Annotated in this window: 24 protein-coding genes; 11 read left to right on the top strand and 13 right to left on the bottom strand. The window is 70.9% G+C overall.

From position 1 onward, the window contains the following. Positions 1-123: 123 nt before the first annotated feature. Complete coding sequence (locus MFF56_RS02325) at positions 124-564, top strand: hypothetical protein (protein WP_238229376.1); 441 nt, start codon at positions 124-126, stop codon at positions 562-564. Positions 565-568: 4 nt separating this feature from the next. On the opposite strand, the gene MFF56_RS02320 is transcribed toward MFF56_RS02325, so the two are convergent. Beyond that, positions 569-793 carry a hypothetical protein gene (locus MFF56_RS02320; protein WP_238229375.1) on the bottom strand — a complete coding sequence of 75 codons (225 nt, stop codon included), beginning with the start codon at positions 791-793 and terminating at the stop codon, positions 569-571. A gap of 171 nt (positions 794-964) precedes the next feature. On the opposite strand from MFF56_RS02320, the gene fae reads away from it, so the two are divergent. After that, complete coding sequence (gene fae / locus MFF56_RS02315) at positions 965-1,504, top strand: formaldehyde-activating enzyme (protein WP_066919676.1); 540 nt, start codon at positions 965-967, stop codon at positions 1,502-1,504. A 29-nt stretch (positions 1,505-1,533) separates the two neighbouring features. Here the strand turns inward: fae and MFF56_RS02310 are convergent, their stop codons facing one another. Beyond that, positions 1,534-1,974 (bottom strand): hypothetical protein, encoded by a 441-nt coding sequence (locus MFF56_RS02310; protein ID WP_066919674.1) that lies wholly within the window; start codon positions 1,972-1,974, stop codon positions 1,534-1,536. Between the two features lie 173 nt (positions 1,975-2,147). Between MFF56_RS02310 and MFF56_RS02305 the strand changes: the two genes are divergently transcribed. From MFF56_RS02305 to MFF56_RS02295, 3 genes are all read left to right on the top strand, one after another. After that, positions 2,148-3,047 (top strand): LysR family transcriptional regulator, encoded by a 900-nt coding sequence (locus tag MFF56_RS02305; protein ID WP_238229374.1) that lies wholly within the window; start codon positions 2,148-2,150, stop codon positions 3,045-3,047. Positions 3,048-3,263: 216 nt separating this feature from the next. Continuing rightward, positions 3,264-4,736 carry an aspartate ammonia-lyase gene (aspA, locus tag MFF56_RS02300; RefSeq protein WP_238229373.1) on the top strand — a complete coding sequence of 491 codons (1,473 nt, stop codon included), beginning with the start codon at positions 3,264-3,266 and terminating at the stop codon, positions 4,734-4,736. An 84-nt stretch (positions 4,737-4,820) separates the two neighbouring features. Beyond that, positions 4,821-6,170 (top strand): dicarboxylate/amino acid:cation symporter, encoded by a 1,350-nt coding sequence (locus tag MFF56_RS02295; protein ID WP_197430774.1) that lies wholly within the window; start codon positions 4,821-4,823, stop codon positions 6,168-6,170. A 93-nt stretch (positions 6,171-6,263) separates the two neighbouring features. Here MFF56_RS02295 and MFF56_RS02290 read toward each other — a convergent pair whose 3' ends face one another. The 4 genes from MFF56_RS02290 to MFF56_RS02275 form a co-directional block, all read right to left on the bottom strand. Next, a complete protein-coding gene (locus MFF56_RS02290) occupies positions 6,264-6,485 on the bottom strand; it encodes a hypothetical protein (RefSeq protein ID WP_066927676.1) in 222 nt (73 codons plus the stop codon). Positions 6,486-6,960: 475 nt separating this feature from the next. Then, positions 6,961-7,380, bottom strand: coding sequence for an RNA polymerase-binding protein DksA (gene dksA / locus MFF56_RS02285; RefSeq protein ID WP_066927675.1), 420 nt, complete (start codon positions 7,378-7,380; stop codon positions 6,961-6,963). Positions 7,381-7,530: 150 nt separating this feature from the next. Continuing rightward, positions 7,531-8,589: a hypothetical protein gene (locus MFF56_RS02280; RefSeq protein WP_238229372.1), complete on the bottom strand. Its 1,059-nt coding sequence runs from the start codon at positions 8,587-8,589 to the stop codon at positions 7,531-7,533. A gap of 3 nt (positions 8,590-8,592) precedes the next feature. Further along, positions 8,593-9,966: an MBOAT family O-acyltransferase gene (locus MFF56_RS02275; protein ID WP_066927671.1), complete on the bottom strand. Its 1,374-nt coding sequence runs from the start codon at positions 9,964-9,966 to the stop codon at positions 8,593-8,595. 395 nt (positions 9,967-10,361) lie between these two features. On the opposite strand from MFF56_RS02275, the gene MFF56_RS02270 reads away from it, so the two are divergent. After that, on the top strand, positions 10,362-11,234 hold the full coding sequence (locus MFF56_RS02270; protein WP_066927669.1) for an EamA family transporter: 873 nt from the start codon (positions 10,362-10,364) through the stop codon (positions 11,232-11,234). Positions 11,235-11,250: 16 nt separating this feature from the next. Here the strand turns inward: MFF56_RS02270 and MFF56_RS02265 are convergent, their stop codons facing one another. Next, the gene (locus tag MFF56_RS02265; protein ID WP_066927667.1) at positions 11,251-11,685 is read right to left on the bottom strand and encodes a flagellar assembly protein FliX; all 435 of its coding nucleotides are present in this window, start codon (positions 11,683-11,685) and stop codon (positions 11,251-11,253) included. A gap of 243 nt (positions 11,686-11,928) precedes the next feature. On the opposite strand from MFF56_RS02265, the gene MFF56_RS02260 reads away from it, so the two are divergent. The 3 genes from MFF56_RS02260 to MFF56_RS02250 are packed head-to-tail and all read left to right on the top strand — an operon-like array spanning position 11,929 to position 13,946. After that, positions 11,929-13,062, top strand: a complete 1,134-nt coding sequence (locus tag MFF56_RS02260) for a flagellar basal body P-ring protein FlgI (RefSeq protein ID WP_197430773.1) — start codon at positions 11,929-11,931, stop codon at positions 13,060-13,062. A 28-nt stretch (positions 13,063-13,090) separates the two neighbouring features. Further along, positions 13,091-13,459, top strand: a complete 369-nt coding sequence (locus MFF56_RS02255; RefSeq protein ID WP_066927665.1) for a rod-binding protein — start codon at positions 13,091-13,093, stop codon at positions 13,457-13,459. Between the two features lie 19 nt (positions 13,460-13,478). After that, complete coding sequence (locus tag MFF56_RS02250; RefSeq protein ID WP_238229371.1) at positions 13,479-13,946, top strand: hypothetical protein; 468 nt, start codon at positions 13,479-13,481, stop codon at positions 13,944-13,946. A 294-nt stretch (positions 13,947-14,240) separates the two neighbouring features. On the opposite strand, the gene MFF56_RS02245 is transcribed toward MFF56_RS02250, so the two are convergent. From MFF56_RS02245 to MFF56_RS02225, 5 genes are all read right to left on the bottom strand, one after another. Beyond that, positions 14,241-14,549: a hypothetical protein gene (locus MFF56_RS02245; RefSeq protein WP_066927661.1), complete on the bottom strand. Its 309-nt coding sequence runs from the start codon at positions 14,547-14,549 to the stop codon at positions 14,241-14,243. A gap of 321 nt (positions 14,550-14,870) precedes the next feature. Beyond that, the gene (locus MFF56_RS02240; protein ID WP_066927659.1) at positions 14,871-15,278 is read right to left on the bottom strand and encodes a porin; all 408 of its coding nucleotides are present in this window, start codon (positions 15,276-15,278) and stop codon (positions 14,871-14,873) included. Between the two features lie 72 nt (positions 15,279-15,350). Next, positions 15,351-17,447: a hypothetical protein gene (locus tag MFF56_RS02235; RefSeq protein ID WP_066927657.1), complete on the bottom strand. Its 2,097-nt coding sequence runs from the start codon at positions 17,445-17,447 to the stop codon at positions 15,351-15,353. 3 nt (positions 17,448-17,450) lie between these two features. Next, a complete protein-coding gene (gene flgK / locus MFF56_RS02230) occupies positions 17,451-19,334 on the bottom strand; it encodes a flagellar hook-associated protein FlgK (protein WP_066927656.1) in 1,884 nt (627 codons plus the stop codon). 41 nt (positions 19,335-19,375) lie between these two features. Beyond that, the gene (locus MFF56_RS02225) at positions 19,376-20,752 is read right to left on the bottom strand and encodes a flagellar hook protein FlgE (RefSeq protein ID WP_066927654.1); all 1,377 of its coding nucleotides are present in this window, start codon (positions 20,750-20,752) and stop codon (positions 19,376-19,378) included. Between the two features lie 237 nt (positions 20,753-20,989). Here MFF56_RS02225 and MFF56_RS02220 point away from each other — a divergent pair, with 237 nt between their 5' ends. Together MFF56_RS02220 and MFF56_RS02215 are read left to right on the top strand one after the other, a co-directional pair. After that, the gene (locus tag MFF56_RS02220) at positions 20,990-21,457 is read left to right on the top strand and encodes a BLUF domain-containing protein (RefSeq protein ID WP_066927652.1); all 468 of its coding nucleotides are present in this window, start codon (positions 20,990-20,992) and stop codon (positions 21,455-21,457) included. A 55-nt stretch (positions 21,458-21,512) separates the two neighbouring features. Then, positions 21,513-21,965 (top strand): response regulator, encoded by a 453-nt coding sequence (locus MFF56_RS02215; RefSeq protein WP_066927650.1) that lies wholly within the window; start codon positions 21,513-21,515, stop codon positions 21,963-21,965. A 27-nt stretch (positions 21,966-21,992) separates the two neighbouring features. On the opposite strand, the gene MFF56_RS02210 is transcribed toward MFF56_RS02215, so the two are convergent. Next, complete coding sequence (locus MFF56_RS02210) at positions 21,993-23,612, bottom strand: peptide chain release factor 3 (RefSeq protein WP_066927648.1); 1,620 nt, start codon at positions 23,610-23,612, stop codon at positions 21,993-21,995. Positions 23,613-23,669 lie beyond the last annotated feature (57 nt).

Below are 23,669 nucleotides of genomic sequence, written 5' to 3'. Positions count from 1 at the left end.
CGCGCGGTACCGGAGGCTATCCGTGGCCGTGATCCACCCGCTGTGTCCCGCCGGCGCTTGACCGGGCAAGCGGAGCCGTTTCAATGCGCCTGTCTCAGGGCGCGTGAAGGAGTGGCGACCACGATGCGACGGCTCGCAGGCGCGCTCGCCCTGACGCTCTCCCTCGGGGGCTGCACCGGCTTCGCCTACATCTCGAAGACCTACGTCGCCCTGACCCCGCAGGTGGTGACGATCGGCTGCAAAGACCCCTACGAGGTCTACGACCAGCGGCAGAGCCGCAGCATGCTCGTGGTCTCCAACACCCTGCGGGAGGTCACGGGCTGCAGCGTCGGCGCGGCCTTCGCCCAGCGCGACCCGGCCGACACGCGGGTCGAGCGCTTCCGGCTGGCCGCCCGCACCTACCTCGACGAGACCGTGCGCGAGGATTGCAAGATCGTCGGCGAGCGGGTCTTCAGCGACTTGCAGACCGAGTTCCGCTACACCTGCGCCGGGCCGATCGAGCCGCGCGGCACCACCGTTCCGCGCCTGCCGGGCCGGTTCAATCCGGGCCTCGGGCCGCGCTGAGGCCTCAGCCCTCCGGCGGCGTGGTGAAGGTCCGCTCCGTCGCGTCGCCCGCGGCGGCGAGCAGAGCCCGGGCGAAGGCGCGGGCCTCGGCCCGGTCGAGGGTGATGATGGCGGTCGCCGGCGCGCCGTTCAGATCGGCGAGCCCGAGTTCGAGCCGCACGCCGTCCGCGGCCGGCGTGGCGGCGAGGCTCCAGCCGCCTGTCTCGCTATCCTGACCCGGCTGCCGCATCCGCATCGTCCCAGATGGAGTCCGCCCCGAAGGACCTCCGCCTCAATGGCCGATCGAATCGGGCCTGACCAGGGGCCGGGCGATTGACCTGCGGCGACGGCGGTGCTTCTCCCGCACGCGGCGCGCGGCCTCGCGCGATGCACCTACAAGAACAACGCCAAGGAAAAGACCATGTCCGAGATCTGGTTCCGCACCGGCGAGGCCACCGTGCTCGCCGCCGAGGGGCAGTACACCGACGCGATGCCCGAGGTGCTGATCGGCTCGGTCCGCGGGCCCGTGGGTCAGGCTTTCGCCTCGATGATGGGGCAGGTCCAGGGCCATACCCGCATGTTCGTGGTGCGCGACCTCAACCAGCTCGTGCGCCCGGCCACCATGATGACCACGAAGGTCACGATCCACACGGCCGAGTATGCCGAGCTGCTCGGAGGCGTCGTGCAGGCGGCCACCGGCGACGCGATCATCGATTGCGTGATCGAGGGTATCCTGCCCAAGGACGGGCTCGACGAGCTTTGCATGATCATCATGATCTGGCTCGACGAGCGCTGCGGTGCAGACCCCAACGTCGATCGCAAGGACCTCTACCGCACCAACTACGAGGCGACCAAGCTCGCCATCGCCCGCGCGATGAAGGGCGAGCCCACGATCGACGAGCTCATCGCCAACCGCAAGACGGTAAAGCACTACGCGCTCGAGGACGTGATCGACTATTGATCGCCCGAGACGCGCCCGCGCGGCGCGTCTCACCCCGGCGGGATGCGCCCGACCGAGCAGAGGGTGCGCAGGCTGCTGCTGCCCGGGTCGGTGTAGCAGCTCGCCGACCAGCCGTTCTGCTGGATGAAGGATTTGCGCCGCTCGGCGAGCGAGGCGGCGTGCGCGCGGGCGATGATCGGGGCCACGGTCGCGGCCGGCTCGCCGACGAGGATCTGCGAGGCGACCGCGAGGTCGTCGAAGAAGGCTCCCGAGGGCTGCGCCTCGGCGGAGCTCGCCTGCACGATCGGCTCGGCCCGGCAGGTCAGGTCGAACTTGATCGCCCCCGGCACGCGGATGTCGATGCTGGGCCCGGAGCGCCGCCCCACCGTGCCGCCGATCGATTGGGCGATCTGCCGGGCGAGGCCGTCGCAGCTGTCGGCATGCGCCGGACCGGCGGTGAAGAGGAGGCAGACGAGGGCGCGGCGCAGCATGCGGCAGGGATGCCGCAGCCCGGTTCTCCTGTCGAGCCCGTCTCGGGACGGTTGGGATCATCCGCCCGCGTCGCGGAGGTCGCCGCTGTCACACGGACGGCCCGGGGCCGCTTGCCGCCCCCGCCCTTTTGGCGTTCCAAGGTCCTCGACCTTCTGGCGCGACCCGGCCGGCGATGGAACTGAAGTGGATCGAGGATTTCCTCAGCCTCGCCGAGACGCGCAGCTTCTCGCGCTCGGCGGAGGCGCGGCACGTGACGCAATCGGCCTTCAGCCGCCGTATCCGCTCCCTCGAGGTCTGGCTCGGTACGGCGCTCCTCGACCGCAGCACCTACCCGATCACGCTCACGGCGGACGGGCGCCACTTCCTCGAGACCGCCGAGGAGGTGGTTCGTCTCCTCACCCTCAGCCGGGCCGACTTCCGCAACCGCAGCGAGCGCTCGAGCCTGCCCGTGGTCACGATCACGGCGCTGCACTCGCTCTGCCTCTCCTTTCTGCCGCGCTGGCTCGGCACGATCCGGGGCGGCCTCGGGCCGATGGGCAGCCGGGTGCTGCCGGAGAACTTCAATATCTGCATCCAGGCGCTGGTCGAGGGCGGCTACGACCTGCTGCTGACCTACCACCATCCGGGCATCCCGATCCCGCTCGACCCCGAGCGCCATCCCTGCCTCGTGGTGGGGCGCGACAGCCTCGCGGCGGTGGCGGCGCCGGCCGGGCTCGTCCCGGACCGGGAGGGCCGCCTGCCGCTGCTGCAATATTCCCGCGGCTCCTTCCTGGGCCGGCTCGCCGCCATCGCCCAGGCCCGTGAGGGCGCGCCCGCGACCTACCCGGTCCACACCAACGAGAACTCGATGGCCGAGGCCCTGCGCTCCATGGCGCTCGCCGGCCACGGGGTCGCATGGCTGCCCCGCAGCCTCGTGGCGCCCGAGATCGCGGCGGGCGCGCTCGCCATCGTCAGCCCCGAGATGCCGATGGAGATCCGGCTTTACCGCAGCGCCGAGCGCGCCCGGCCCTTCCTCGACGCCGTCTGGGCGGCCGCCGCGGATGCGGTGCAAGATTATTCCGATGCGGAATAGTTTCGGTCGCAACTAGCATTGGCCGCCCGCGCGGCCCGGGATTATCCAGGCGCCGTCCGGTCGAGCGCAGCCGCCGGCCCCCGGGGGTCGGGCGGGCCGCGCCGACGGTTCACCCCGCACCATCCGGAGCGGCCGCGCCCCCGCGGCCCGGTCGCTCGCCCCTGCCCGTCCTGCCACACGGCGCGCTGGAACGCTTCCGCGCGCGAGGAGAGAGCTGTGCCTGAGATCGCCCAAGGTCCCCAAGATGCCTCCCGAAGCGCTCCGACCCGCACCGAGCACGACCTGCTGGGCGACCGCGAGGTTCCGCAGGCGGCCTACTGGGGCATTCACACCCTGCGGGCGGTCGAGAACTTCCCGATCACCGGCACCACCCTCGCCACCTGCCCGGACCTGATCCGGGCGCTCGCCGCGATCAAGCAGGCGGCCGCGCTCGCCAACCGCGAGCTCGGCCTCCTCGACGGGACGCGCTGCGCGGCGATCGTCGCGGCCTGCGAGGAGGTCCGCGCCGGCGCCCTGCACGACCAGTTCGTGGTCGACCTGATCCAGGGCGGGGCCGGCACCTCGACCAACATGAACGCCAACGAGGTCATAGCCAATCGGGCGCTGGAGATCCTCGGCCACGAGCGCGGCGCCTACGGGCACCTGCACCCGAACGAGCACGTCAACATGGGCCAGAGCACCAACGACGTGTACCCGACCGCGCTGAAGATCGCCGGCATCGGCGCGATCCGCCGGCTGGTCGCCGCGATGTCGGACCTGCGCGGCAGCTTCGCGGGGAAGGCCGCCGAATTCGCCGACGTGCTCAAGATGGGCCGCACCCAGCTGCAGGACGCGGTGCCGATGACGCTCGGCCAGGAATTCGGCACCTACGCGCGCATGCTTGCCGAGGACGAGGCGCGGCTCGGCGAGGCCGAGTTGCTGATCCGCGAGATCAACATGGGCGCGACCGCCATCGGCACCGGCATCACCGCGCACCCGCTCTACGCGGCGCTGGTGCGCGAACGGCTCGCGGAGATCACCGGCATCCCGCTCGTTACGGCTGAGGATCTGGTCGAGGCGACCCAGGATTGCGGCGCCTTCGTGCAGGTCTCAGGCGTGCTGAAGCGGGTGGCCGTGAAGCTCTCCAAGACCTGCAACGACCTGCGCCTGCTCTCCAGCGGCCCGCGCGCGGGCTTCGGCGAGATCAACCTGCCGGCCCGGCAGGCCGGCTCCTCGATCATGCCCGGCAAGGTCAACCCGGTGATCCCCGAGGTGGTGAACCAAGTGGCCTTCGAGGTGATCGGCAACGACGTCACGATCAGCTTCGCGGCCGAGGCCGGCCAGCTCCAGCTCAACGCCTTCGAGCCGGTGATCGCCTACAGCCTGTTCCGCAGCTTCGCACATCTCGAGGCGGCCTGCCGCACCCTCGACCGGCACTGCGTGCGGGGCATCACGGCCAACCGCGAGCGGCTGCGCGCCGGCGTCGAGCAGTCGATCGGGATCGTGACCGCGCTCAATCCCTATATCGGCTACCGCAACGCCACCGCCGTCGCCCTGGAGGCGCACGCGACCGGTCGCGGCGTCTACGAACTGGTGCTCGAGAAGGGCCTGATGGCACGCGAGCAGCTCGACGCGGTGCTCCAGCCCGACCGGCTGACGCGTCCGCAGGCCCTGGATCCGGCCATCGCCCAGGCCATCGCGGCGGCCTGACCGACCATCCCGGGATCCGTGTCCGCGACGCCAGCGGCCGGATCCCGCCCTTCAATCCAGCACCACGCAACGGGAGGACGAACGATGACGCACGCCGATACAGCACAGGATTCCGAGCGGTCGAGATCCGGCCGGCTCACCCTCTATACGGGGATCGGGCTGCTGCTCGGCATCCTGGTCGGCGCCGTCCTGCACGGGCAGGCGGCCGGACCCGAGGAGGCGAAGGCCCTCGCCGCCCATTTCACCCTGGTCACCGACATCTTCCTGCGCCTGATCAAGATGATCATCGCGCCGCTGGTCTTCGCCACGATCGTCGCCGGCATCGCGAGCTTCGGGGACGCCCGCTCGGTCGGCCGCGTGGCGGCCCTCGCCATGGGCTGGTTCCTCACCGCCTCGGTCGTCTCGCTGACCCTCGGTCTGATCACCGCGAACCTGTTCCAGCCGGGCGCCGGCCTCGCCCTGCCGCTGCCGGATGCCGGCGCGCAGACCGGCCTGAAGGCCGCCTCGCTGAACCTGCGGGACTTCCTCACCCACGTCTTTCCGACCAGCATCGTCTCGGCCATGGCCGGCAACGAGGTGCTGCAGATCCTCGTCTTCTCGATCTTCTTCGGCTTCGGCCTCAGCACGATCGACCGGCGCTACGGCGAGCCGATGGTGGCGCTGCTGGAGGGTCTCGCCCGTGTGATGTTCAAGGTCACGGACGCGGTGATGCGGCTGGCGCCGGTCGCCGTCTTCGCGGCGATCGCCGCGGTGGTCACCGTCCAGGGCCTCGGCGTCCTCGTCGATTACGGCAAGTTCATCGCGAGCTTCTACGCGGGCCTCGCCGTGCTCTGGCTGGTGCTGATCGGCGCCGGCTGGGCGGTGCTGGGACGCGGCGTGGTGCGCCTGCTGCGCCTCCTGCGCGCGCCGATGATCCTGGCCTTCTCGACGGCCAGCAGCGAGGCCGCCTTCCCGCGGACCGTGGAGGTGCTCGAGCGCTTCGGCGTGCGCCCGCGGGTGACGGGCTTCGTGCTGCCGCTCGGCTACTCGTTCAACCTCGACGGCTCGATGATGTACCAGGCCATGGCCGCCCTGTTCATCGCCCAGGCCTTCGGCATCCCGATGGGCTTCGCCGAGCAGGTGACCATGCTCCTCGTGATGATGGTGACGAGCAAGGGCATCGCGGGCGTGCCGCGCGCCTCCCTGGTCGTGGTGGCCGCAACCGTGCCGATGTTCGGCCTGCCGGCCGCGGGCATCCTGCTGATCATGGGTATCGACCAGATCCTCGACATGGGCCGCACCGTCACGAACGTGCTCGGCAACGGCCTCGCCACCGCGGCGGTCGCCACGTGGCAGGGCGAGGTGGACCCCGAGGCGCGCGGGACGGAACCCGCGGCCGACACGCTCTCGCTCGGCCTGCCCGATGCCGGCGCGGCCGAGCCGACGCGGGGCTGAGCGCAGCGGGACGCGCGTCCGGGGCGATCCCGCCGCCCCGGACGCGCCGAGATCCGGGCGGACTGGACCTGCCGCCCGGACGACCGCCCGCCGTCAGCGATGAGCGCAGTTGCGGAAGGTGCTCGGGTCGGCGTCCGCGCCGAGATCGTTCGTCCCGGGATCGAGGCGCACGCCGCCCTCGCGAAGTCGGCGCAGCTCGCCGGCGAGATCGCGGACCCGCCCGGCTATCCGGTGGGCCGCCGCGCCCGCCCGCTTCACACGGCCCGGCACGGCCGGCAACCGGGCGGTCATCGCGACGCGGCGATGGACCTTCAAAGACCGACCTCCGGACGACGACCCCGGCGATGCCGGTCTCGTCCTCCAGCATCAGGAAGACCGCGCCCCCGACGGTACCCGGCCGATGGCACGTCGGCGCGAGGCCCCTCCCGCCGGGGCGGGTGTTCCGTCCAGGGTCACCGCGGCGAGCCGCGCGAGGCGGCCGAGAATGGTCGCTGGCGGCTCGATCCCGCCCTCGGGCGGCGGCACGATCAGGATCTACCCGATGAGAACAGGCGGCAGTGCCGGCCGTAGGCCGCCCGGTCCGTCGGCCAGGCGACCGCCTCGAAGCCGTCGCGCCGCCCCGGATCAGCCCGGCCATGGTGTTGCGGTCGGCGATGCCGATGGCGGCGCGGCCCCAGGCCGGCGCCCGCTCGACGTATTGCTGCGGGTGCGAGGCGCCGCGCAGGAAGGGGACGTGCATCCGGTCGGCGCGTTCCGCGCGCGCCTTCGCGCCCGCGGCCCGTCCGCCCGATCAGTCGTCGCGGTAGACCCGCTCGCGGCGCTCGTGGCGCTCCTGCGCCTCCAGCGACAGGGTGGCGATGGGCCGCGCGTCGAGGCGCTTCAACGAGATCGGCTCGCCGGTCTCCTCGCAGTAGCCGTAGGAGCCGTCCTCGATCCGGGCGAGCGCGGCATCGATCTTGCCGGTGAGCTTGCGCTGGCGGTCGCGGGCGCGCAGCTCGATCGACCGGTCGGTCTCGGAGGAGGCGCGGTCGGCGATGTCGGGGTGGTTCTCGTTCTCGCTCTGGAGGGCGGCCAGCGTATCCTGCGCCTCGCGCAGGATGTCGCTCTTCCAGCTCAGCAGCTTGCGCCGGAAATACTCGCGCTGCCGGTCGTTCATGAAGGGCTCGTCGTCGGACGGAACATAGCCGTCCTCCAGCGTCACCTTCGCCATGTCTCGCCCTCACATTCTGCGTGCGGCCTGCCGGCGGCGATGTCCCGAGCCGTATAGTCGAGGCGCTTTGCTGCTACAACGGACCGCAACGCAAGGTTCGGGCCCGGATGTCACGGGTTCGCGCGCCTGCGGCTTCGAGGTCACGGTCCACTACTCCTTCGGGGGGCGCAGACGGACGATCGCGGCGGCGATGTCCTCCGCGACGCGTCGGGCGAGCGGGTGGCGGTAGTGCGACCGGTCGAAGAACAGGTCCCCGTCCCGGGCCGCCGCGCCGTCCCGGCGCCAGTCGAGGACGGCGCTCAGCGGATGGGTGGCCAACGCCCCGTCGATCGCCGCCGCGCAGGCGGCTTCGGCCGCCGCGCGCGGGCTGCCGGAACGCGGCAGGGCCGCGTGGTATACGGGCGGCCGCACCGCGACCACGGCTGTCCGCGCGGGCACCCGCGCGAGCGCCGCGCGCAGGCCCTCGGCCGCCGGGAAGGGGCCGGCCCGGCCCGGATCCGGCGTGTCGGGGACCGGCCGCTCGCGATCGGATGCGCGCTTCGGGTCTCGACCTGGACCGGGCTCCGGGGCGCGGCCGTAGCCGAGACCGAGGTAGTCCGGCTCGTAGTCCCACCACCCGTCGGCGCGCGCGAGCGGCCGCCGCGTCTTCAGGAGCCAGCCGATGCGGCCCACGACCTCCTGGGCGACGGCGTAGCGCATCAGGCCGCGCAGGTAGTCCGGCAGGTCGCGGGCGAAGAGCCAGAACGGGAAGGGCTTGTCGTTGGCAAGGCGTGGATCGTCGGTGCACCAGAAATCGTCGGGCGCCAGCACGATCGCCTCGGGCGCGGGGTGATGGCTCAGGAACCAGTCGAGGACCCTGAGTTGCTCGCCGGGGCCGGTCGCGGGAATCGCGAGCTGCACGAAGGGGATACGGGTGAGCCGCGTCAGCCGCTCCGGCTCGATCAGCTGGATGTGCGAATTGCCGATGACGGCGCCGCTGAAGGCCGGGTCGCGCCCGCGGACGGCCGCGGCGGTGCGCGGTCCCTGCGGGCGCACCGCGCCCACCGAGAACAGGCCCGAGCGCCCGCTGTCGTAGGGATCGACCGCGTAGGCGAGCGCGAGATAGCCGAGCGCCACCACCGCGATCGTGCCGACGAGAAGCCGCGCGAAGCCGCCCCAGGCCGCCCCGCCTCCGCCTCCGCCTCTGCCTGACGTCGCGCGCGCGGACATGGCTCAGAACTGGAAGTAGATGAACTCGTAGTTCGCGTCGTCCCCGATCTTCAGGAGCACGACCACGAACACGAGCCCGAACAGGAATGCGAGTCCGCGCCGGGGCGGCAGCCGGTGCACGGCGGCCCAGGCGGTCGGCCCGAGCGTCGCGACGAGCGCCGCCGGCAGGAGGGCGCGCCACTTGAAGCCGGAGCCCGGCTCGGTGAGGCCGAGGAGGCCCCGGTAGATGCCGAGCGCCGCCTCGAAGCTGGTGGCTCGGAACAACACCCAGGTCAGCACCACGAACAGGCTGGTGACCACCCAGCCAACGAGAGCGGGCATCGGCAGGCCCGCGCGGCGCCAGAGCACGCCCGCGCCGAGGCCCGCCCCGTGCAGCGCGCCCCAGACCACGAAGGTGAGCCCGGCGCCGTGCCAGAGGCCGCCGAGCGTCATCGTTGCGAGAAGCGCCGCGAGCTGCACGGCGAGACCGCGGCGATTGCCGCCGAAGCCGACATAGAGGTAGTCGCGCAGGAAGCGCGACAGGGTCATGTGCCAGCGCCGCCAGAAATCCTGCAGGCTGGTCGCCCGGTAGGGTACGTCGAAGTTCTGCGGCAGCACCACGCCGAACAGCAGCGCGATCCCGAGCGCCATGTCGGTATAGCCGGAGAAGTCGAAGTAGATCTGGAAGGTGAAGCCGAGCGTGGCCTGCCAAGCTTCCGCGAGGCTCACCGCCTTGCCGGCGGCGGCGGCCTGGAAGACCGGGTTGACGTAGGCCGCCAACGGATCGCCCAGGAACACCTTCTTGGCCAGCCCGACGGTGAGCAGCATCAGCCCGCGCCCGACCCGCTCGGCCGCGTCCGGACGGTCGTAGGGCCGCTCGTCGAACTGGTGCATGATCTCGCTCCAGCGCACGAGCGGGCCGGCGAGAACCTGCGGGAAGAAGGCGATGTAGAGCGCGTACTTGGTCAGCCCGAAGCCGGGCGCGCGGCCGGCCCTCAGGTCGGTCAGGTACATGATGTGGTGGAAGGTGAAGAACGAGATGCCGAGCGGCAGCACCCAGCCGGGCCGGGCAAGGTCGACGCCCGGGATCAGGTCTGCCAGATCCGTGAGGAAATCGAGATATTTGAAGAGCGCCAGCACGGCGAGGTTGAGGGCGATGGCCGCCGGGATCAGCCAGGGCCCTGGCGCGCGCAGATACAGGCGCGACACCCACCAGTTCAGCAGCACCGAGGCCCCGAGGAGCGGCACGAAGCGCGGGTCCCACCAGCCGTAGAAGACGAAGGACAGCCCCACCAGCACGCCCAGGCGCCAGCCCGGCCGCACGCGCTCGGCCAGCGCGTGGAGCGCCAGGGCAGCCGGCAGGAAGGCCAGGAGGAAGACGAAGGAATTGAACAGCATCGGCCGTGGAACCGGCCGCTTCGCCGGAGGGAATCGGGCCCGGGGACGGGCCGGTCGCGGCGGCCTTGTCGGGGATCGGGGCCGGGGCGTCAATCGGGCCTCGGAGCGGTCCCCGATCGCGTTACAATCGGGAATGGCTCCACGGTCTTGCTTGAACGCCCTCTCTTTCGCCGAACCGACCTCCACTCCGGCGGAGAGCACTTGAGCGGGCGCTTGATCCCGCGCCTGCCCCTCGGCTAAGTTCGCCGTATCGACCGAGTGGCAACTAGGGTTCCGGGCGCGCCGCGCCGCTGGACCGAGCGTTGCAGAGACCGCGGGTGTTCCGCGGCTGCACCCAAGGGACAAAAACCCAGGGGCGGAGACGTCGAGATCACCAGCGCTTGCGGGAGATCTCCATGACGCTCGCCTCCCTGTCCCTCGTCGTCCTCGCCTCGTTCCTGCATGCCGGCTGGAACCTCCTGGCGAAGCGCGCGGCCCATCTCGGCGCGCTCTTCGTGTTCGCCTACAACTTCGTGGCCTTCGTGGCCTACGCGCCCTGGGTGATCTGGCAGCTCATGCGGGGCGGCACGGCCTGGAACATGGCGGGGATCGGCGTCATCGCCCTGAGCGGGCTCATCCATCTTGCCTACAGCCTCTGTCTCCAGCGCGGCTACCGGGAAGCGGATCTCTCGGTCGTCTATCCGGTGGCGCGGGGCACGGGTCCGATGCTGTCGAGCCTCGGCGCGATTCTGCTGCTCGGCGAGCTACCGTCGGGCCGGGCGCTGGCCGGGCTGGCGCTCGTGGTCGTCGGCATCGGCCTCATCGCGACGCAGGGGCGACTCGCCGCCTTCCGCAGGCCCGGCGGCGCGGCGGGCGTCCAGTGGGGGGCGGCGACCGGGGGCCTGATCGCATCCTACACGGTCGTGGACGCCTACGCCGTCAAGGCCCTCGGCATCGCCCCCGTCGTCCTCGACTGGTGCAACAACCTGCTGCGCTTCGTGCTGCTGGCGCCGATCGCCGCCGCGGACCCGCGCCGCGCCTGGGCGGCGATGCGGGGCTACCGGCTGATCGCGCTGGGCGTCGGCCTGATGTCGCCGCTCGCCTACATCCTCGTCCTGGCTGCGCTCGATGGTGGGGCGCCGCTGAGCCTCGTCGCGCCCATGCGCGAGATGTCGATGATGGTCGGCACCCTGTTCGGCATGCTGATCCTGGGCGAGGCCGCGGGTCCCTGGCGCCTCGCCGGCTGCGCCGTGCTGATCGGCGGCGTGATCCTGCTCTCATCGGCCTGACGCGGCCGTCCGGAGTTCAGGCCCCGGGCCGCCTCTCCAGCTTCGCGAGTTCCACCGCCGCGCGCAGCTCGATCTCGGCCATCAGCCCGTCGAGGCGCGGGTCGCCCGATTCCCCAACGCGCTCCGACAGGCGACCGGCGATGGCGCGCAGATCCTGCGCGGCGACGCGGCCGCCCAGCAGCGCGGCCTTCAGCCGGTCGAGCCCGTCGAGGAGATCGTGCCCGCGGCGCACGCTGCGGCGGCGGCGCTCCTGCGGCGTGTCGGCCTCGGTCTGCAGCATCAGCACCGCGTCGAGCCCCGCGAGCGTCGCCGCGCCCGCGGTGCCGGCGCTCGCACCCGCCCGCGCGGTGCCCGCTTCCGCCCCGAGGCTGAAGCGCGCGGACCCTTCCGACCGGCGCGTCGCCGCGGGGGCGGACAGGGCGGGAAGGCCGGTGCGGGGATCGACGCGCATCGTCAGGGCTACTCCGGACGCGGAGGCGCGTCCTGGTACGAGACAAGACGGTCGGCAGGGTTAAGCGGCGGTAAACGACCCGGCAGAAGCTGCCGACCCGGCACGATCGGGAGCCCGTCGGCACCCGCCCCCCCGAGAGGACGTGCTCGATAAAACAATTTCTCCTCAATACCTTGCGGAACCTGCGATCCTGGCACGCGGCTGGCAAGGGAGGAACCGGACCCGACCGCCCCGACAGCCGGCATGCAGACCTTGCCCCTCCCGTTCCGCCAACTCGCCCGCCTGCTGTCCCTCGTGGTGCTCGCAGCGCTCGATCTCGCCCAGCCCGCGCTCGCACTCTCGCGGGTGAAGGACCTCGCGGCCATCGAGGGCGTGCGGCAGAACCAGCTCGTCGGCTACGGCATCGTGGTCGGCCTCAACGGCACCGGCGACACCCTCAACAACATCCCGTTCACCAAGCAGTCGCTTCAGGCGATGCTGGAGCGCCTCGGCGTCAACACCCGCGGCGCCACCATGCGGACCCAGAACCTCGCCGCCGTGATGGTGACGGCCAACCTCCCCCCCTTCGCCGCGCAGGGGACGCGGATCGACGTCACCGTCTCCTCGCTGGGCGATGCCAAGTCGCTGCAGGGCGGCACGCTCCTAGTGACGCCGCTGCTCGGCGCCGACGGCGAGGTCTACGCGCTGGCGCAAGGGTCGGTGGCCATCGCCGGCTTCTCGGCCGAGGGCGATGCCGCCAAGATCACGCGCGGCGTACCGACGAACGGACGCATCGCGAACGGCGCCAACATCGAGCGCGAGATCGCCTTCAGGCTGAACGACGCCCGCTCGCTGCGCCTGTCGCTGCGCAACCCCGACTTCACGACCTCGAAGCGGATCGCCGCGGCGATCAACGATTTCATGGGCGCCGACACGGCCGAGCCGACTGACCCCGCCACCGTCACGATCCAGATCCCGCCCCGCTACAACGGCAACATGATCCGCCTGATCACCGAGGTGGAGCAGCTGAAGGTCGAGCCCGACCAGACCGCGCGGGTCGTGGTGGACGAGCGCTCCGGCATCATCGTGATGGGCCGCGACGTGCGCGTCTCGACGGTCGCGATCGCGCAGGGCAACCTCACCGTCACCATCACCGAGCAGCCGCAGGTGAGCCAGCCCGCCCCGCTCTCGAACGGCCAGACCGTGGTGGTGCCGCGCACCGGCGTGAAGGTCGACACCGGCGACGGCAACAAGCTCGCGCTGGTCAAGGAGGGCGTCAGCCTGCGCGAACTGGTCGACGGCCTCAACGCGCTCGGCGTCGGCCCGCGCGACCTGATCTCGATCCTCCAGGCCATCAAGGCAGCGGGCGCGCTGCAGGCCGAGATCGAGCTGATGTGATTTCTCAGGGACACAGGAGATTCAACCCATGCTCCCGCTCGCGACCTTCGCGGCCTCGGCCGCCATCGGCGTCGGCAAGTCCATCGCTTCCTCCATCGCCCAATCCGCCAGCCAGGCGAGCGCCCAGCCCTCCGCGCAGGCGACCGCGAAGCTGCGCAAGACCGCGACCGAGTTCGAGTCGATGTTCCTCGAATCCTCCCTCGACCGGCTCACCCAGTCCGAGGGAACGGACGGGCCGCTCGGCGAGAACGGCACGGGCGGCGGCGTCTACCGCTCGATGCTGACCAAGGAATATGCCGGCCAGATCGTGAAGAGCGGCGGCGTCGGCATCGCCGATCAGGTCTTCCGCGAGATGATGAAGCTGCAGGGCGCGACCGATGGGGCGGCCCGTGGCTGAGGGCGCGGCGACGGGCGCCGTGCCCCCCCTCCCCCGCGTCGCCGACAGGGGGGGCGCAGAGGCGCTCGTGGCCTCCGTGAGCGAGGCCATGCGGGCCCTCGAGGCGCTGCTCTCCGACGAGAGCGGCGCGGTGGGGGCCGGCCGCCTGCGCCAGGGCCTCGCCGACCCTGCGCGGAAGAGCGCGCTCGCCGCCGCCTACGTGCTGCGTCTCGAGGCCGTGAAGGCGAACGCCGTGGCGCTCGCCCGCTTCGCCCCCGAGGGCCTGGAGCGCCTGCGTGCCGAGCATCGCGGCTTCACCGCGGCGGTCGAGCGGAACCAAGCCGTGTTGGGCACGGCGCGCTCCGTGTCGGAGACGCTGATCAAGTCGCTCGCCGACGACCTCGGCCGGGCCGCCACGCCGACGACCTACGGCAAGCCCTCGATCGCCCCCTCCCCTTACGGACGGGGCGTGCGCAGCGGACCGCTGGTCCTGTCGCGGAGCCTGTGAGCGCGGTGCCGGCGAGGCCACGGACCGATCGCACGGTCCGGTCGCTCTCCGCCACGGTCAAGCCGGCGCGATTCACGAGCGAACCGGACCGGATCCTCTGCGGGCTGCCGCATCCGGTGATCGAACCACCGCCCTTTCCCCGGACGAGACAGCGCCGCGAAGCGGCTCGATCCAGAGCTCCGGTGCGGAAGGGGCACCCCGCGCGCCCGCTCGTGCCGAGTTCCGGAGAACCGGCACGCGAACGGGCGGCGGAACTCGCGCTCCGCCGCCCGCCGGTCGTCGGGGCCGTTCGGCTCAGTAGGCGGTGTAGGCGCCGGGGACGCGGCGCGGCGCGACCGAGCCGGTGACGACGTCACCCGCCGCGCCGACCGTGCCGCCGACGATGCCTCCGACGGCTCCGGTCACGCCGCCGACCACGGTGCCGACACCGCCCAGGAGGCCGCCGCGCGCGCCGACCGGATCGATATGCGCACCCCACACATTGAGCGTGCCGTCGCGGTTGTAGCTGGCGCTGCTCGGGTCGAAGGTCTGCGCGAAGCTCGGCGAGGCCGCGAGGCCCAGGGCGAGCGCGAGGGCGGCGGTGATCGTGCTGCGGTTGGTCATGATCTGTCCTTTGCGTCGGAGGATCGTCCGGATCTGCGGTTCGGCCGGCTCGTGTCCGAGCCTCGTCGCGGATCTTGCAGTCCTCGATTGCGATGGACTTGATCTGGTAGCGCGCGAGCGCGCTGCAATGCCCGTTTTTTGCGGTGCACTGTAGTATAATTCGAAACTGTTCGTCCGATCATGCAGTTTCGTGCAAGAAGGTCTTGCACTGGAGAAGATTTCCACAACGGAAACAGCAGGTTCCCTGGAAATCCGCCGCCCTCGCGCGTGCGGTGCACTCGCGCACATGCCGTCCGGTCGGGCGAAGTCCCGCAGCCCGCCCTAGCGGTGGCCGGACCCGACCCGTACGAAGGTGCGCACGGATCCGAGATCGGTCTCGGTGCGCGCATCCACGGCGAAGCGCCCGCCCGCGTCCGGACGGGCGGCAGCGCCTCCGCGGCCCGCCTGCACGTCGAGCCCTGCCGCTGCGCGACCCGAGAGACGCAGGCAGGTCCGGCTGCCGGGAAGGCGCACGAACCCGCCCCCGAGAGCCGGGCAGGTTTCCAGGCCGTGCGCGCGGGACTCGGCGCGGGCGCGCGGGGCGGGCGCGGCGTATCCGGGCAGGGCGAGCGTCGCCGCATCGAGCCTCGGCAGCTCGAGCCGGGGCGGCTCCTGGGCGACCGCGGGTGCGGCGAGCAGGACGAGGCCGGCGGCGCGCACGAGCCAGCGGAACGGCGGCACCAGCTCCATGCGCGGATCTCCCCGGCGCGGCGGTCGCGCCCCCTCCCCTGAGCCCGGCAAAAGCGGCGGGATCGTGGTCGCTCAGTTCATGTAGTTGACGAGCGAGAGCTTCGAGAGCGTGGCGGTGACCTGATAGCTCGCCTGCAGGCGGTTCTGCAGGTCGAGCAGCTTGGTGGTGACCTCGGTCGTGTCGGCCGCCTCCACCCCCGCCATGGCGTTCTCCATGATGTTGCGCGTGGCCTCGTTCTGGGCCTTCGCGTTGCCCATCGCGGTGTTGGCGAGGCTGAGGTCGGTCACGATCTCCTGCACGCTCGGGCTCGTGTTCACCGCCCGCACGAGCGTCCCGGCACGGTCGGCCATGGCCTGCCACTTGGCGTTGGCGTCCGAGTCCGTGCTCGCGGGCGTGCCGAGCACGACGGTCGCCATCCCGGCGAGCACCGCGCGCAGCGGCGCCTCGTTCGCCCGCACGCCGACCTGGGCCGTGCTGTTGGCGCCGGTCTGGACCGTGGCGGCGGCGCGCGGGTCCGTCGGCGCGTCCTCGCCCCGGTACCATTGCACGGTCGTATCCTGCGGCGCCTGTTCGTAGCCGGTGCCCGCGGCGTTGATGCGCCGCGCCGCGAGGCCCGCGATCGACGTGCCGTCGAAGAAGTCCTGCGAGGCCCGCGCCGTCGCCCGCGCAGAGAGGCTGGTGCCGGCGGCGAGCTTCACCGCGGCGTCGAGCGCGGTCTTGAGGTTGGCCGCCGTGGCCGCAAGATCTCCGGGCACGATGCTGAAGGTTCCGGGCGCGGCGCCCCCGCCGGCCGTGGCCGCGCGCGCCGTCAGGGTGACGGAGGTGGTGGTGCCGTCGTGCAGGGCGAGCTTGAGCGTGATGCTGTCGCCGGCATTGGGCTGCTGGGTGAGCGGCCCGATCTGGACCGCCGCCGGGCTGCCGGCCGAGAAGCCCAGGCTGATGGTGGGGAGTGGCTGACCGCCCGCGTCCAGCACCGGGTTGCCGCCCGCATCCGTTGCCAGCGCGCTCTGGACGCTCGCCAGCGTGCCGGGAGCCACGAGGGCCTGGAGCTGCGTCGCGGCGGCCGCCAGCCTTCCGGCCACGGTCGGATACTCGGAGGCGGAGGGGATCTTGAACGCGGTCGGGTCGTCGAGACCCGGCCGGGCGGTCGCGTGGTAGTCGATCGTCTTCTGGCTGCCGTCCGGCTGATTCACCACCACCCGGAAGCTCTGTCCCTCGGTCGGCTCGGCGTTGAAGGCGACCTGGGGCGTCACCGCCTGCACGCCGCCGAGGCTGGCGCCCGCGGGCAGGAGCGCGGCCAGCTTCGCGGTGTCGGTCGCGAGATCGCCGCTCAGCGGGAAAGCCGTCGTGCCGGACGGCGCAGTGCCGTTCGTCCCGTAGAACTCGATCGATTGGCTGCTGCCGTCGGCGAGCTGGACGAGCGCGCGGAAACGCTGGCCTCCGCCCACGGGCGTGGTGAGGTTCGCCGTCGTGTCGGCCGGCGTGAAGCTGGCGGTCAGCGCCGTGCCGGTGGTCACGGGCTTGCCCGCGAGCGTGAAGCCGAAATTCGCGCGCGCCTCCGCGCTCGCATCCTCGGTGAGGCCGACGGTCGTGCCGCCCGGCGTCAGCGAGGTCGTGAGCCGGCCCTTCCCGTCCGTGCCGAGGTCGGCGGTCCGCTGCTGCTCGACGAGCTTCGCCAGCCCTGCCCTGGTGCCGTCGCCGTTGAGCATGACGTCCGTGTCGACCACCGGCTCCGTCTCGCTGTCGCGCCCCCCGAAGATGTAGATGCCGGCGCCCGTCTGGTTCAGCGCATCGACGGCGGCGTCGAGGGCGTTGCGGGCGAGCGTCGCGCTGTTGATCGTGCCGCTGGAGCTGCGCACGAGGCCGTTGGCGAGGTTCGACTTGAGGTCGATGCCGAAGTTGATCACCGCCGTGAGGCTGCTTGTGGCGAGCTGCGCGCGCGTCTGGCCGTAGCCGATCGCGGCGTCGTAGCCCTCGAGCGCGCTGATCGTGGCGTGCGCCGCGAGGCTGGTGGTGCGCCCGACGCCGAGCCCCGCATAGGTCTCGGCGGTGCGCCCCGTGCCGAGCTGGGTCGTCAGGACGGACAGCTGGTCCTTGAGGTCGAGGATCTGCTGGGTGTTGCGCTGGGTCACGTAGGCGCCCGCGGCGTAGGGTCTGATCGTGCTCATGCGCTACATCCGGAGCAGGGTATCGAGCATGTCGCGCGCCGCCGTGAGCACGCGGGCGTTGGCGGTGTAGGCCTGTTGCAGGGCGATCAGGTTCGACATCTCCTCGTCGATGCTGACCGCCGCGCCCTCCGCGAAGCGGCTCTGGGCCGCCGAGAGGGCGACGCCCTGCCCGCTGTCGATAGTCTGCGCCTGCGCGGCGGCCGAGCCTTGCGCGGCGATGATGTCCTGGGCGAACTTGACGACGGTGGTGTCGTACGGGGCCGAGAGGCCGCCGATCCCGCTCGACGACGAGAACGTCCGCGCGGTGCCGGTCAGCGCGTCGTAGATGAAGTTCGCCCGCGTCGCGTCCGCACCCGCCGCGCCGCCGCCGAGCGTGGTCAGCGCCGCGGTGTCGGCCTTGATGGAGGGGTTCAGCGCGAGGCGCTGGGCGAAGCCGGTGCGTTGAGAACCGTTGTCGAAGGAATCGGTGAAGAGCCTGTTGCCGTCGCTGTCCACGAAGACGGCAAGCTGCGGGTAGGCCGTCGTATCCGTCGGGGATTGCGGCACCGTCACGGTCGCGCCGCCGCCGGTCGCCCCCCAGGTCGTGCCCGAGATCACGACCTTGCCGGTCGCGTCGGCGGCCGCGAGATCCGGGATGGTGCCCGCCGGGTAACCGGCTGTGGTCGCGGCAACCTTCAGTGCACCCAGCGCGGTATTGATGGCCGTCGCGTCGGGCGGCGCACCGGGGATGATCTTGAACGTCTGGACGAAGGCGGTCGCGTCGTTGCTCAACGCCGAGTTGGTGATCGGTTTGTCATCGCTCGCCGAGGCGATCAGGATGACGGTACGGGTGGCGCCGCCCGGCCCGGAGACCTGCAGGGTGATCTTGTCACCCGGTTGCTTCAAGGCGGAGAGGTCGAGCGTCGCCGTCCCACCGGCGACGGTGGCGGTGACGGAGGTCTGCGTCGTCGCGCCGGCAAGCCCCGCCGCGAGGTCGTCGAGCTGGCGCTGGGCCTGCGGCAGGATGGTGTCGCGCAGCTCGAGGTTGGCCGCCAGCGTGCCGGAGAGCAGCGTGCCCGGATCGCTGAGCGCGATCCTGCTCCCGCCCGGCAGGGTCGCGGTGATCGTGCCGACCCCGCGCTTGTCCGCCGGATTGTAGGCGGAGGTCGCCGAGAGCGTCGCCCGCCCGTCGAAGCTCAGGCCCGCCGCCACGCCGCGGTCGACCAGGGTGAGGCCGTTGCTCGTCATCACGGTCGCGGACCCGTCGCGCTGGTCCATGACGCGGATGTCCATGTATCCGGCGAGCTTGTTGATCTGCTGGTCGCGCTGGTCCTCCAGGGCGGCGCGGGTCGTGCCGTCGCCCGCCGTCTGGACCTGAACATTGAGCTTGGCGATGCTGTCGAGGAGTGCGTTCGCGTCCTCGACCTGACCCTTGAGGGTACTCTCGATGCCGCTGCGCAGGTTCTGCACGTCGTCGGCGATGCTGCCGATCTTGCCCGCGAGCGCCTGGGCCGCGTCGACCACGCTGCTGCGCGCGGCCGACGAGGTCGGGTTGATGGCGAGCGTCTGCAGGGACTGCGTGTAGGTGTTGAGGACGCCGTCCAGCGCCGTCGCGCTGCCCGGCGTGCCGTAGAGCCGGTCGAGCTGGGCGAGGATGTCGGCCTTGGTCCCGGTATAGCCCGAACCCGCCGTCTCCAACCGCAGCTGCTTCAGCGCCGCGGCGTCGAAGCTGCGCGTGATGGCGCCCGTGGCGACACCGGCATTGCCGAGTCCCTGCGCGACCGGGCTCGTCGTGCGCCGAACGTAGCCGGCCGTGCCGGCATTGGCGACGTTCTGCGAGACGAGCGCGATCGAGGCCTGGGTCGCCCGCAGGCCGGCGGTCGCCGTGTTGATCGGATCGAGTCCCATCGCGCGCGTCTCCGTCGCCTGAGCTCACGCCTCCCGGCGGATCAGCGGACGATGTTGATCAGGTCGGACATCATCTGCTGCGCGGTCGACATGACGCGCGTGTTCGCAGAGTAGGCCTGCTGGGTTACGATCATCTTCGAAAATTCGTCGGCAATGTCGGTATTGGATTGCTCGATGCTGCCCCCCTGGATGCTCGACCCGACCAGGCCCGCGAGCGGCGGCCCGGAATCGTCGGTGGCCTTGTAGTTTCCCTTGGAGTCGGGGCTCAGGCCGTCGGGATTCGTGAAGCGTGCGATCGCGACGTTGGCGAGCGTGACGACGGAGCCGTTCGAGAACGTGCCGGTGATCTTGCCCTCACCGGTGATCGTGATGTCGTTGAGTGTGCTTACCCCGTAGCCGTCCTGGGACTGGCCGGTCGCCCGCATCTCGCCGGAATCGGCGCTGAATTGCGTCAGCGTGGCGGCGTTGAACTTCATCGTCACGGCTCCGACCTTGGCATTGTTGATGGTCAGCGGCGTGAAGGTAAGCCCGGTCGCCGGGTCCTTCAGTTTGCCGGAGCTGTCGAAGGTCACGTCCTGATCGGCTTTGACCCAGTTCGACTTTGTCGTATCGACTGTCGTATCGGCCTGATAGTAGAACTGCCACGTCGCAGGCGTTTCCGGCGTCTTGGTCGCATCGGCATTGGCCGTCTTCACCCAGCGGGTGTTGAGGGCCAGCGGTGCGCCGCTCTCGGTGTAGACCGTCATGCCCGGCCCGGCGATGCTGTTGTTGATGAAATTGGAGACGTCGGTTGTCGCGCCGCTGTAGACGATCTGCGTCTTTCCGCCGGTGGTCTGGGTGACGGGCGTGAAGGTCGAGACACCCGAGGTTGCCGACGCACTCGTCTTCGGCGTCAGCGGGAGGTTCGCTTCGAGGGTGAGCGTCTTCGTTCCCTTGGCGTTCAGTGTGGTCTGCGCCAGCTTGATCGGTTGCGTCACGCTGGCCACGCCGGTCGCCGGATCGATGTTCTGGCCGAGCAGGTAGGCTCCGCCACCGTTGACGAGGTAGCCCTCCTTGTCGATCGAGAAGTCGCCGCGCCGGGTATAGGCGTTGACACCGGTGAAGGCGGTCTGCCCGTTGGCGTCGCCGGTGCGATTCTGCACCACGAAGAAGCCGCTGCCCTGGATCGCCATGTTGGTGGGCGTCTGGGTCGCGATGACGTTGCCCTGCATCGCGTTGGTGAGGCGCGCCTGAGCGAAGACCGAACCGGCGGATTCCCGGCCCGGGGTCTGGTCGGCGATCAGGTCGACGAAGCTCGTGTCGATGCGCTTGTAGCCCGTGGTCTGCGAGTTCGCGATGTTCCCCGAGATGTTGCCGATGGCGTAGGACTGCGACTTCAGTCCCGAGACCGAGGTCTGCAACGCGGCGAAGATGTCCATGGCGGGCGGTTCCGTCAGCGGCCGGGCATTGGGCCTTGCCGTGCCGGCCGCAACCCGCGTGCCACGGCCAAGCCGTTGATTTCATTGACCCGGACCTTGCCGGACCCGGCAGGATCGGCATCCATGCGGCCCTCGCCCCGGCAAAACCTGCCGGGTCCCTCCGCGCCGCGCCCGGCCGTTTACGGGCCGTTATCCGCCCCGTCCTAGGATGGCGGGTGGATCGTCGGAGGGAGGCGCATGCGCGGCAAGCGGACGAGTCTCGTACACCTCATCTACTTCTCGCGCCTCGCCCTCTCCTCGGAGCCGCAACTGCGCACCAGCCAGATCGGCGACATCACCCGGCAGGCGCAGAAGAAGAACGAGTTCTCGGTGATCACGAGCTTCCTGATGATCGACCAGAACTTCGCCGCCCAGGTCATCGAGGGCGAGCGCAACCTCGTGCACGAGACCTTCAACCGCATCACCGAGGACCAGCGCCACCGCGACGTGCTGATCTGCGAGTGGCGCGAGATCCCCAAGCGCGAGTTCGTCAACTCCTTCAAGGTGGTGGTCCGGGGCCCCGCCAGCGAGCCGCACTTCGCCAAGGCGAACCTGATGCCGGCGTTCCAGCGCGGTACGCCGAAGGCGAGCGCGATCCTCGGCCTGGCGAGCGCCCTCCAGGTCGACGCGATGTCCAAGCAGGGCATCGACCACCTGTTCATCTAGTTCGGGCATGGAGGCTTCCCTGCCCAACCCGCGTTCGGAATTCGAGTAGACGCCGATGAGCGAGACGCCCCCGATCCTCGTGGTCGACGACCAGGAGAAGCTCCTGCGCCTCGTGGTGATGCTGATGAACCGCATCGGCTTCCCCGACGTGGAGGGCGTGACGGACGGCCTTCAGGCGCTGGAACGGATGCGCGAGCGCCGCTACGCCCTGGTGATCGCCGACCTGGAGATGGAGCCGATGGACGGCATCGCGCTCCTGCGCGAGATCCGCGCCGACGACGCGCTGATGAACACGCCCTTCATCCTCACGGAGGCGTCCTTCGACTTCGAGGACATCAACGTCGCCCACCAGGCGGGCGCGGACGCCTTCATCCTCAAGCCCTTCGACATGGCGGTGCTCAAGTCGAAGCTGAAGCAGGTGCTCAACGGCAAGCCGCGCCGACGCGAGGCGCCGGTCGCGGCCGAGACGAGCCTAAGCATGGATTTCCCGATGCTCGGCAAGTTCTGAGGGCGGACGGGGTCGGCCGGTCCGCCCTCAGCCGGCCCGCTTCTGGTAGTCCTTGATGTCGGTGAAGCGCACCGCCGGGTAGCGCTCCTCCTCGTAGCGCAGCGAGAAGGCGGTGGTCGCCATGAAGACCGGCGCCCCGTCGAGGTCGCGCGCCATGCTGGAACCGTGGCTGTCAACGAACTTGTCGAGTTCGGCCTCCGAATCCGACGAGACCCAGCGGCAGACGGTGAAGCGCGAGGTCTCGTAGTCGATCGGCAGCCCGTACTCGGCCGCCAACCGCTCCTTGAGCACGTCGAGCTGCAGCGCGCCGACGACGCCCACGATGGCCTGGGAGCCGTCCTGCGGCACGAAGACCTGCACCACGCCCTCCTCGCCCATCTGCTGGAGGGCTTCGCGAAGCTTCTTGGCCTTCATCGCGTCGGTGAGCTTGATCCGACGCAGGATCTCGGGCGCGAAGCTCGGCACACCCCGGAAGACGATCTCCTCGCCCTCGGTGAGCGTGTCGCCGATGCGCAGCGTGCCGTGGTTCGGGATGCCGACGACGTCGCCCGCGTAGGCCTCGTCCGCGATGGCGCGGTCCTGGGCGAAGAAGAACTGGGGTGCCGAGAGAGAGATGGGCTTGGCCGTGCGCACGAGCCGCGCCTTCATGCCCCGCTGCAGCCGCCCCGAGCAGACCCGCATGAAGGCGATGCGGTCCCGGTGGTTCGGATCCATGTTCGCCTGGATCTTGAAGACGAAGCCCGTCATCTTCGGCTCCGAGGGCTCGACGGTGCGCTTGTCGGCATCCTGGCCGCGCGGCGGCGGCGCGAAGCGAGCGAGCCCGTCGATCAGGTCGCGCACGCCGAAGTTCCGCAGCGCCGAGCCGAAGAAGACCGGCGTGAGGTGCCCCTCCCGGAAGGCGGCGAGGTCGAAGGCCTTCAGGCCGCCCTCGGCGAGTTCGACCTCGTCGCGCCACGCCTGCGCGGCGCCGTCCTCGGTCAGAAGCTCGTCGAAGAGTGCGTCGCCGGGGCCGGAGACGGGAATCGTGCCGGCATCGTCCGCCGCGTCGAGCCGGCGCACGCGGTTGCCGCCGAGCTCGTAGGTGCCCGCGAAGGTGCGCCCCAGCCCGATCGGCCAGGTGACGGGCGCGACGTCGAGCGCCAGCGTCTTCTCGATCTCGTCGAGGAGGTCGAACGGGTCGCGCGCCTCGCGGTCGAGCTTGTTCACGAAGGTGACGATCGGGATGTCGCGGAGCCGACAGACCTCGAACAGCTTGCGGGTGCGCGCCTCGATGCCCTTGGCGGCGTCGATCACCATCACGGCGGAATCGACCGCGGTGAGCGTGCGGTAGGTGTCCTCCGAGAAGTCCTCGTGTCCTGGCGTGTCGAGCAGGTTGAAGACGCAGTCGCCGTACTCGAACGTCATCACCGAGGTGACGACCGAGATGCCGCGCTCCTTCTCGATGCCCATCCAGTCCGAGCGCGTCGAGACGCGGTTGCGCTTGGCCTTGACCTCGCCCGCGAGCTGGATGGCGCCGCCGAAGAGCAGGAGCTTCTCGGTCAGCGTGGTCTTGCCGGCATCCGGGTGGGAGATGATCGCGAAGGTCCGTCGCCGCGCCACGGGGTCCGGGTTGGCGGGGTCGGTCTTCGTCTGGGTCTGCATCAGCATGGGGCGAGCTCGGGAAACCGCGGGTCCGGTCGGGCGATCGCGGCGGGTGCGATGGAT

It is taken from the genome of Methylobacterium hispanicum, assembly GCF_022179285.1.
GTDB lineage: Bacteria > Pseudomonadota > Alphaproteobacteria > Rhizobiales > Beijerinckiaceae > Methylobacterium > Methylobacterium hispanicum.
Note: the sequence above shows the minus strand (reverse complement) of the source record. Positions and strands in the feature narration are given on the sequence as shown.

What these genes read in the sequence shown, in the direction of transcription:
- MFF56_RS02325 (WP_238229376.1), top strand. Translation starts at nt 124, where the DNA reads ATGCGACGGCTCGCAGGCGCGCTCGCCCTGACGCTCTCCCTCGGGGGC.
- MFF56_RS02320 (WP_238229375.1), bottom strand. Translation starts at nt 793, where the DNA reads ATGCGGCAGCCGGGTCAGGATAGCGAGACAGGCGGCTGGAGCCTCGCC.
- fae (WP_066919676.1), top strand. Translation starts at nt 965, where the DNA reads ATGTCCGAGATCTGGTTCCGCACCGGCGAGGCCACCGTGCTCGCCGCC.
- MFF56_RS02310 (WP_066919674.1), bottom strand. Translation starts at nt 1,974, where the DNA reads ATGCTGCGCCGCGCCCTCGTCTGCCTCCTCTTCACCGCCGGTCCGGCG.
- MFF56_RS02305 (WP_238229374.1), top strand. Translation starts at nt 2,148, where the DNA reads ATGGAACTGAAGTGGATCGAGGATTTCCTCAGCCTCGCCGAGACGCGC.
- MFF56_RS02295 (WP_197430774.1), top strand. Translation starts at nt 4,821, where the DNA reads ATGACGCACGCCGATACAGCACAGGATTCCGAGCGGTCGAGATCCGGC.
- dksA (WP_066927675.1), bottom strand. Translation starts at nt 7,380, where the DNA reads ATGGCGAAGGTGACGCTGGAGGACGGCTATGTTCCGTCCGACGACGAG.
- MFF56_RS02280 (WP_238229372.1), bottom strand. Translation starts at nt 8,589, where the DNA reads ATGTCCGCGCGCGCGACGTCAGGCAGAGGCGGAGGCGGAGGCGGGGCG.
- MFF56_RS02275 (WP_066927671.1), bottom strand. Translation starts at nt 9,966, where the DNA reads ATGCTGTTCAATTCCTTCGTCTTCCTCCTGGCCTTCCTGCCGGCTGCC.
- MFF56_RS02270 (WP_066927669.1), top strand. Translation starts at nt 10,362, where the DNA reads ATGACGCTCGCCTCCCTGTCCCTCGTCGTCCTCGCCTCGTTCCTGCAT.
- MFF56_RS02265 (WP_066927667.1), bottom strand. Translation starts at nt 11,685, where the DNA reads ATGCGCGTCGATCCCCGCACCGGCCTTCCCGCCCTGTCCGCCCCCGCG.
- MFF56_RS02260 (WP_197430773.1), top strand. Translation starts at nt 11,929, where the DNA reads ATGCAGACCTTGCCCCTCCCGTTCCGCCAACTCGCCCGCCTGCTGTCC.
- MFF56_RS02255 (WP_066927665.1), top strand. Translation starts at nt 13,091, where the DNA reads ATGCTCCCGCTCGCGACCTTCGCGGCCTCGGCCGCCATCGGCGTCGGC.
- MFF56_RS02245 (WP_066927661.1), bottom strand. Translation starts at nt 14,549, where the DNA reads ATGACCAACCGCAGCACGATCACCGCCGCCCTCGCGCTCGCCCTGGGC.
- MFF56_RS02240 (WP_066927659.1), bottom strand. Translation starts at nt 15,278, where the DNA reads ATGGAGCTGGTGCCGCCGTTCCGCTGGCTCGTGCGCGCCGCCGGCCTC.
- MFF56_RS02235 (WP_066927657.1), bottom strand. Translation starts at nt 17,447, where the DNA reads ATGAGCACGATCAGACCCTACGCCGCGGGCGCCTACGTGACCCAGCGC.
- flgK (WP_066927656.1), bottom strand. Translation starts at nt 19,334, where the DNA reads ATGGGACTCGATCCGATCAACACGGCGACCGCCGGCCTGCGGGCGACC.
- MFF56_RS02225 (WP_066927654.1), bottom strand. Translation starts at nt 20,752, where the DNA reads ATGGACATCTTCGCCGCGTTGCAGACCTCGGTCTCGGGACTGAAGTCG.
- MFF56_RS02220 (WP_066927652.1), top strand. Translation starts at nt 20,990, where the DNA reads ATGCGCGGCAAGCGGACGAGTCTCGTACACCTCATCTACTTCTCGCGC.
- MFF56_RS02215 (WP_066927650.1), top strand. Translation starts at nt 21,513, where the DNA reads ATGAGCGAGACGCCCCCGATCCTCGTGGTCGACGACCAGGAGAAGCTC.
- MFF56_RS02210 (WP_066927648.1), bottom strand. Translation starts at nt 23,612, where the DNA reads ATGCTGATGCAGACCCAGACGAAGACCGACCCCGCCAACCCGGACCCC.